The following is an 8095-nucleotide window of genomic DNA, read 5'->3' as shown; positions in this document are numbered from 1 at the left end:
CAACATATCTGGCGTTGACTTTTGGCACGCTGTTGAGTTCTCAAGGAACGGACGCTTCCTTCGGGCCGCCTTCCAGCGGGCCCTCCGGGCGCTTCGTTCTTTCGTGTTTCCAGCTTATCAGATGTTTTCCGCTCCGTTTTCCGGCGCTTCGTCATCCAACTTGCCGGTGTCTTCTGCGGCTTGACGCCCCGTCCGACGTTTCAAACTCTAGCCGATCCCCGCTCCGAAAAGCGAATCCAGCCGCAATCCGATAAAACGCACACGCCGAATAAGCACCGAGCCGAGACGCGAAAAAGCGAAACGACCGGCACGAACCGGAAGTGGTGTTTCAAGGGATTGGCTGCCTCAGGGACCGTCCGCGCAGACGCGTGTCCGGTGCTCCCTTCCGGGCAGCTCGAAGAACTGTACGCGCATCTGGGTCCGGATGCAAACGACCTGCAAAAGGGGGCAGGCCGGCCCCCGGGAGAGGGGTCCGGCCTGCCTTGGTGCCAGAGCTCGGCGAGCCCGGCGACCTCAGCTGTTGGTGGGGAAGCCGAGGTTGATGCCGCCGTGCGAGGGGTCCAGCCAGCGCTGGGTCACGGCCTTGCCGCGGGTGAAGAACTGGACGCCGTCCGGACCGTACGCGTGGGCGTCGCCGAACAGCGAGGCCTTCCAGCCGCCGAAGGAGTAGTAGGCGACCGGCACCGGGATCGGCACGTTGATGCCGACCATGCCGACCTCCACCTCGAACTGGAAGCGCCGGGCCGCGCCGCCGTCGTTGGTGAAGAGGGCGGTCCCGTTGCCGTACGGGTTGGCGTTGATGAGCGCCAGGCCTTCGTCGTAGGAGGCGACGCGCACGACGGAGAGGACCGGGCCGAAGATCTCGTCGTTGTAGACGGACATGCCGGGCTTCACGTGGTCGAACAGGGTGGGGCCGAGCCAGAAGCCGTCAGCGGTCGGGCTGCCGTTCTTGTCCTCGGCGGTGACCGGGTGCTTGCGGCCGTCCACGGCGAGCTCGGCGCCGTCGGCGAGACCGGACTCCACGTAGGAGGTGACCTTGTCGCGGTGCTGGCCGGTGACCAGCGGGCCCATCTCGGAGTCGCCGTTGCAGCCGGGGCCGACCTTCAAGGTGGCGATCCGCTGCTTGATCTTGTCGACCAGCTCGTCACCGATCGGGTCGACGGCGACCAGGACGGACACCGCCATGCAGCGCTCACCGGCCGCGCCGAAGCCGGCGTTGACCGCGGCGTCGGCGGCGAGGTCGAGGTCGGCGTCCGGCAGCACCAGCATGTGGTTCTTGGCGCCGCCGAGGGCCTGGACGCGCTTGCCGTAGCGGGTACCGGTCTCGTACACGTAGCGGGCGATCGGGGTGGAGCCGACGAAGCTGACGGACTTGACGTCCGGGTGCTCCAGCAGGCGGTCGACGGCCACCTTGTCGCCGTGCACGACGTTGAAGACGCCGTCCGGCAGGCCGGCCTCCTTCCACAGCCCGGCCAGGAAGTTGGCCGCGGACGGGTCCTTCTCGGAGGGCTTCACCACCACGGTGTTGCCGGCCGCGATGGCGATCGGGAAGAACCACATCGGCACCATGGCCGGGAAGTTGAACGGCGAGATGATCGCGACCGGGCCGAGCGGCTGGCGGATCGAGTAGACGTCGATGCCGGTGGAGGCCTGCTCGGTGAAGCCGCCCTTGATCAGCTGCGGGATGCCGCAGGCGTACTCGACGACCTCCAGGCCGCGGGCGATCTCGCCCAGCGCGTCCGAGTGCACCTTGCCGTGCTCGGACACGATGATCTCTGCCAGCTCGTTCCGGCGGGCGTTCAGCAGCTCGCGGAAGGCGAAGAGCACCGTGCTGCGCCGGGCCACCGAAGCGGTGCGCCACTCGGCGAAGGCCGAGGCGGCGGCGGCCACAGCCTGGTCGACCTCGGCGATCCCGGCGAAGTCGACCTGGCCGGCGACCTGGCCGGTGGCCGGGTCGAAGATGTCACCGCGGCGGGGCGCCGCACCGGCGGTGGCGACCGACTGGCCGCCGATCCAGTGAGTGATGTGCTTGCTCAAGTCCGTCTGCCTCCGAAGTCCCGGGCGGCGTCCTGCCACCGGTCCGGTCTGGCGCCGCCCGCGAGAGGGCCGGGCGACGGGAATTCACGGGGCTACCGCGCTCGTCTTCCAGTCTGGTGGCCTCCGGACCGCGGCTCAACGAACAGGCTGACGGGGATCGCGGATTCAGCCTTACAGGTCGTCCGGTCGCTCCGCCGAACGGGTGGGGCCACGGCCCCGGAGCCGGAACCGGAGCCGGAGCCGGAGCACTCAGGACTCCTCGTCCTCCAGGTACGGGTCGTGCAGCCCGTCCGCCGCCTCCTGGGTCTCCAGCAGGTCCAGTCGCAGGTCCTGCGCCCAGGCCAGTGCCCACCGCTTGAGCCCGTCCACCGCGCCGGCCTCGACCCCGCGGGCACGGAACCGGCCGTCCGCCGCCTCGGCCAGTGTCTCCAACCGGTCGGCGAGCCCGCCCGGCTGGAAGTCCGGGTCCAACTCCCGGGCCAGGGCCAGCAGTTCGCCCTCACGGTAGTTGCGGGTGAGGGCGTGTACGTCGATCAGGTCGCGCGGCATGCCCCGGTCGACCAGCAGCGCGGTGGTGAGCGCCGCCGCATCCTCCAGTGCCACCACCGGCAGCACCAGCGGGGGCTCCTCCGCCTCCAGGGCGCCGAAGTCCAGCCGGACCGGCCGGTGGCCGAGCGGCTCCTTCCGCAGCTCCACCGAGTGGGACCGCCCGCCCAGCGCCAGCCGTACGGTCAGCTGTTCCAGCCGTGGCGTGCCGGGCCGCTCGGCGACCCCGCCGCCCGCCGCGCGGTACGCCTCGGTGAGTGCGGCGGCCACCTCGGGCAGGTCGGCGCCGCCGGTGGCCAGGGTGAGTCCGTCCTGCCGGCAGGCCGGGACCCCGTGGGCGCGCAGCGCGTGCCCGCCGGCCAGCGCCAGCCCGTACCGGGTGCAGACGGGCTCGGCGAGGGCGGCCAGGCGCAGCTGGGCGGGGCCCGGCCGGAGGGAGGCGTCGACGGCGTGCGGAGCGGTGGTCACGCCTCCAGTCTGACCCGGGCGCCCGCCCCGCGCCCTGCCACCGCGAACCGTCCGCGAACCTCCCGCGGCCCGTCCGCGCGCCGAACGCAACCCGTCCGCGAACCGAACACGACGTGACCGCGACCCGCCCGCGCTACCAGCCGCCGAGGCCGGCCGCCGCCTCGTGCAGGGCCAGCTCCAGCAGCACCGGGTCGTTGAGCCGCCCGGAGCCGTCGGGCGGCACCAGCCAGCGCACGCCCCGGCTACGGCGTCCGGGGTGCGGGACGACGATCCAGGTGCCCTCCCCCGCGCAGCGCACCCCGGTGCCGAGCCAGCGGGCGGCGGTGCCGACGGGCACCAGGAAGCTGACGTGCTCCCCGCCGAAGTCGGTGAGGACCGGTCCGCAGAAGCCGGTGTCCAGCACCTCCAGCGCCGGTCGCCCGAGCCGCCCGGGGACGGCGAGGACGTCCCAGCGGCGCCCGGCCGGTAGCAGGACCAGGCCCAGCCCGGTGCGTTCCCACTGCTCCCGGAAGTCCTCCGGGTCCGCTGCCACCTGGGCGAGCCAGTGCAGTCCGGTGCTCTCCATGTCGTGTCCCCGCTCCTCGCCGTTTCCTACGGTCGGACGCGGCGGGAGAACGAGACCCGCCGTCACCGAGGAGAGGCGGACGGCGGGTCCCTCTTACACGGGTCGCGGGAGATACCCCACGATCGGTGGCGGTCAGCTGTCGAAGCCGAGCCCCAGCCGGTCGAGGGTGCGCAGCCAGAGGTTGCGGTGGCCGCCGTTGCGGTCGGCGCGCTCCAGCGAGCGGGTGGTGATCTCGATCCCGGCCCAGCGCACCGGTTCGGGCGGGAACGGCAGCGGCTTGGAGCGCACCATGTCCAGCGAGGTGCGCTCGGTGCGCTCGCCGGCCAGCAGGTCGAGCATCACCTCGGCCCCGAAGCGGGTGGCGCCGACACCGAGCCCGGTGTAGCCGACGGCGTAGGCGACCTTGCCCCGGTAGGCGGTGTCGAAGAAGGCCGAGAACCGGCTGCAGGTGTCGATGGCACCGCCCCAGGCGTTGGTGAAGCGCAGCCCCTCCAGCTGCGGGAAGCAGCGGAAGAAGTGGTTGGCCAGGGTGCGGAAGGTCTCCGGGCGCTGGTCGTACTCGTGCCGCACGTGCCCGCCGTAGTGGTAGACCGCGTCGTAGCCGCCCCAGAGGATCCGGTTGTCGGCGGACAGCCGGAAGTAGTGGAACTTGTTGGCGCTGTCGCCGAGCCCCTGCCGGCCGCGCCAGCCGATCGAGGCGAGCTGCTCGTCGCTGAGCGGCTCGGTCATCAGCGCGTAGTCGTACACCGGGACGACGTACGGACGGACGCGCTTGAGCAGGGACGGGAAGACGTTGGTGCCGAGCGCGACCCGGCGGGCGTGGACCCGGCCGTACGGGGTGCGGGCGGCCATGCCGCTGCCGTGCTCGCGCAGCTCGGTGGCCCGGGTGTGCTCGAAGATCCGGACGCCCAGGCCCAGGCAGGCCTCCTTGAGGCCCCAGGCGAGCTTGGCCGGGTGGACCATCGCCACCCCGTCCTTGTCCCAGAGGCCGCCGAGGAAGGTCGGCGAGTTCACCTCGGCGCGCAGCTGGTCGGCGTCCAGGACGGTGAGGTCGAAGCCGTAGCGGGCGACGGCCTCGGCGACCTCGTGCAGTTCCTCGACCTGGTGCGGCTGGGTGGCGACGTCGATCTCACCGGTGCGCTCCCACTCGGCGTCGATGCCGTAGCGCTTGAGGGTGGCCTCGATGCCGTCCAGGTTGGCGGCGCCGAGGCGTTCCAGCTGGGCGAGTTCGGAGGGCCAGCGCTCCAGGCCGTTGCCGAATCCGTGGGTGAGGCTGGCCGCGCAGAATCCGCCGTTGCGCCCGGACGCGGCCCACCCGACCTCGTGGCCCTCGACCAGGACGACGTCCAGCGAGGGGTCGCGCTCCTTGGCGATGAGCGCGGTCCAGAGCCCGGAGTAGCCGCCGCCGACGACCAGCAGGTCGCAGGTGGTGTCGCCGACCAGGGCGGGCAGCGCCGCGGGCCGGCCGGGGTCCTCCAGCCAGAAGGGGGTGGGCCTGGCGTCACTGAGCGCGCGGGCGGAGTCCATGCATTATCAGCCACTTTCCACGAATAGGTGATGTACGTACCACCGCTGACCGACCGTACGTCAGGCGGTGGCCTTGCGGCGGTTGCCGAGCCACTGGCCGGCCACGGTCAGCGCGACCGCGGCCACGAACATCGCGGTGCCGATGACGTTCACCTGCACCGGGATGCCGCGCTGCGAGGCGCCCCAGACGAACATCGGGAAGGTGACCGTGGTCGGGCCCGAGTTGAACTGGGTGATGATGAAGTCGTCGAAGGAGAGCGCGAAGCTGAGCAGCGCGCCGGCGGCGATGCCGGGGGCGGCCAGCGGGAGGGTGACCCGCAGGAAGGTCTGGGTCGGGGTCGCGTAGAGGTCCTGGGCGGCCTGTTCGAGCCTCGGGTCCATGCTCATCACTCGCGCCTTGACCGCCGTCACGACGAAGCTCAGGCAGAACATGATGTGGGCGATGAGGATGGTGGTGAAGCCGAAGGGGATGCGCATGTTGAGGAACAGCGTCCCCAGCGAGGCGGCCATGACGACCTCGGGCATGGCCATCGGCAGGAAGATCATCGCGGTGGTGGCCGAGCGGCCGCGGAAGCGGTAGCGGGCCAGCGCGAAGGCGACCATGGTGCCGAGCACGGTGGCGCCGATGGTGGCGAGCACCGCGATCTGCAGGCTGAGCGAGAGCGACTGGCACATGTCGGCCACGCCGCAGGGGTTGGTCCAGGCGTCGGTGGAGAACTCGTTCCACTCGTAGTTGAACTTGCCGACCGGCTTGTTGAACGAGAAGGCCAGCACGACCAGGTTGGGCAGCACCAGGTAGGCCAGGGCCAGCAGGCCGGCCAGGACCACCAGGTGGGCGCGGACCCACTTGAGGATGCGGGACATCAGACCAGTTCCTCCGTCCCGGCCTTGCGCATGTAGACCGTCACCATGCCCAGGATCAGGGCCATCAGGATGAAGCTCAGCGCTGCCGCCGTGGGGTAGTCGAGCACGTTCAGGAACTGCTTCTGGATGCCGTTGCCGACCATCTGCTCGCTCGGCGAGCCGAGCAGCTGGGCGTTGATGTAGTCGCCGGAGGCGGGAATGAAGGTGAGCAGGGTGCCCGCGACCACGCCCGGCAGCGAGATCGGGAAGGTGACCTTGCGGAAGGTGGTGAACGGCCGGGCGTAGAGGTCGCCGGCCGCCTCGTGCAGCCGGGGGTCGATCCGCTCCAGCGAGGTGTACAGCGGGAGGATCATGAACGGCAGGAAGTTGTAGGTGAGGCCGCAGACCACGGCCAGCGGGGTGGCGAGCACCCGGTCGCCGGAGGTGAGCCCGACGGCGTTGGTGACGTCCAGGACGTGCAGGGTGTTGAGCGCGCCGACCACCGGTCCGCCGTCGGACAGGATGGTCTTCCAGGCCAGCGTGCGGATCAGGAAGCTGGTGAAGAACGGCGCGATGACCAGGATCAGGATGACGTTGCGCCAGCGCCGGCTCGCCTTGAAGGCGATGGTGTACGCCAGCGGGTAGCCGATGACCAGGCAGAGCACGGTGGCGATGGCCGCGTAGGAGAACGAGCGGACGAAGTGCCACTTGTACTCGACCAGGGCGTCCCAGTAGGTGGCGAAGTGCCAGGTGACCTTGAAGCCCGACTCCAGCGAGCCGGTCTGCAGCGAGGTGGACGCCTGGTACACCATCGGCACGGCGAAGAAGACGACCAGCCAGGCGATGCCGGGCAGCAGCAGCCAGTACGGGGTGAGCTTGCGCTTCGGCTTCGGCGCGGGCTCGCCGAGCGGGATGACCTGGGGGGCGGCCGCCGGGGTGGTGGTGGTCATGCGGCCTCCTCCGCGGTGCCCGCGTCGATCGCCTGCGCGGCGTCCAGGGCGAAGGAGTGCGCCGGGTTCCAGTGCAGCTGCACGGGGGCGCCGGGGACGATCCGGGCGTCGCGCTCCATGTTCTGCTCGAAGACGGTGACCTCCTGGCCGCTGTCGGTGCGCACCACGTACTGGGTGGAGACGCCGATGAAGCTGGAGTCGAGCACCGTGCCGGCGAGCCGGTTGCGGCCCTCGGCGACCGTCTCGGAGGCGTGGCTGATGGTGATCTTCTCCGGGCGCACGCCCAGGTGGACCAGCTTGGCCTCGGTGGCGCAGCGCGCCTTCGGCACCGCGAGCCGGCTGCCGGCCACGGTGAGCAGCAGGTCCTCGCCCGCGCCGCCGGTGACCTCGGCGGGCAGCAGGTTGGACTGGCCGAGGAAGTTGGCCACGAAGGTGGTGCCGGGGTTCTCGTACAGGTCGGCGGGCGCGCCGAGCTGCTCGACCCGGCCGCCGTTCATCACCGCGATGGTGTCGGCCATCGTCATGGCCTCCTCCTGGTCGTGGGTCACGTGCACGAAGGTGATGCCGACCTCGGTCTGGATCCGCTTGAGCTCCAGCTGCATCTGGCGGCGCAGCTTGAGGTCGAGGGCGCCGAGCGGCTCGTCCAGCAGCAGCACCTGGGGGTGGTTGATCAGGGCGCGGGCGACCGCGACGCGCTGCTGCTGGCCGCCGGAGAGCTGGTGCGGCTTGCGCCGGGCGTACTGGCCGAGTTCGACCAGTTCCAGCATCGACTCGACCTGCTTCTTCACGTCCTTCTTGCCGCGCCGGCGCAGGCCGAAGGCGACGTTCTCGAAGATGTCCAGGTGCGGGAAGAGCGCGTAGCTCTGGAAGACGGTGTTGACCGGGCGCTTGTACGGGGGCAGCGCGGTGACGTCCTGGCCGCCGATCAGGACGGTGCCGCTGGTGGGCTCCTCCAGGCCGGCGATCATGCGCAGGGTGGTGGTCTTGCCGCAGCCGGAGGCGCCGAGCAGGGCGAAGAAGGAGCCCTGGGGGACGGTCAGGTCGAGCGGGTGGACGGCGGTGAAGGAGCCGTAGGTCTTGCCGATGCCGGTGAGGCGGACGTCGCCGCCGGCCGCGGCGCGCAGCTGGTCTGTCATGTGGTGTCTTCCTGGGTCTTTCT

At 70.8% G+C, this 8095-nt stretch carries 7 protein-coding genes; all 7 read right to left on the bottom strand.

Going from position 1 to position 8095, the window contains the following annotated elements; all coding sequences use genetic code 11:
• Positions 1–513 precede the first annotated feature (513 nt).
• The gene (locus AB0F71_RS15395) at positions 514–2037 is read right to left on the bottom strand and encodes a CoA-acylating methylmalonate-semialdehyde dehydrogenase (protein ID WP_360233268.1); all 1524 of its coding nucleotides are present in this window, start codon (positions 2035–2037) and stop codon (positions 514–516) included.
• A 249-nt stretch (positions 2038–2286) separates the two neighbouring features.
• Positions 2287–3051: a nucleotidyl transferase AbiEii/AbiGii toxin family protein gene (locus tag AB0F71_RS15390; protein ID WP_360233265.1), complete on the bottom strand. Its 765-nt coding sequence runs from the start codon at positions 3049–3051 to the stop codon at positions 2287–2289.
• 133 nt (positions 3052–3184) lie between these two features.
• Positions 3185–3616 carry a hypothetical protein gene (locus AB0F71_RS15385; RefSeq protein WP_360233263.1) on the bottom strand — a complete coding sequence of 144 codons (432 nt, stop codon included), beginning with the start codon at positions 3614–3616 and terminating at the stop codon, positions 3185–3187.
• 132 nt (positions 3617–3748) lie between these two features.
• Positions 3749–5143 carry an FAD-dependent oxidoreductase gene (locus AB0F71_RS15380; RefSeq protein WP_360233260.1) on the bottom strand — a complete coding sequence of 465 codons (1395 nt, stop codon included), beginning with the start codon at positions 5141–5143 and terminating at the stop codon, positions 3749–3751.
• Positions 5144–5203: 60 nt separating this feature from the next.
• Positions 5204–6007: an ABC transporter permease gene (locus AB0F71_RS15375; protein ID WP_360233257.1), complete on the bottom strand. Its 804-nt coding sequence runs from the start codon at positions 6005–6007 to the stop codon at positions 5204–5206.
• Positions 6007–6936 carry an ABC transporter permease gene (locus AB0F71_RS15370; protein ID WP_360233254.1) on the bottom strand — a complete coding sequence of 310 codons (930 nt, stop codon included), beginning with the start codon at positions 6934–6936 and terminating at the stop codon, positions 6007–6009. Before AB0F71_RS15370 ends, AB0F71_RS15375 begins: the two co-directional genes overlap by 1 nt.
• Positions 6933–8072, bottom strand: coding sequence for an ABC transporter ATP-binding protein (locus tag AB0F71_RS15365; RefSeq protein ID WP_360233251.1), 1140 nt, complete (start codon positions 8070–8072; stop codon positions 6933–6935). Before AB0F71_RS15365 ends, AB0F71_RS15370 begins: the two co-directional genes overlap by 4 nt.
• Positions 8073–8095: the final 23 nt, after the last annotated feature.

The organism is Kitasatospora sp. NPDC028055, from assembly GCF_040637885.1.
In the GTDB taxonomy this organism is placed as follows: domain Bacteria; phylum Actinomycetota; class Actinomycetes; order Streptomycetales; family Streptomycetaceae; genus Kitasatospora.
The sequence above is the reverse complement of the archived record's forward strand: the minus strand, read 5'-3'. Positions and strand labels throughout refer to the sequence as shown.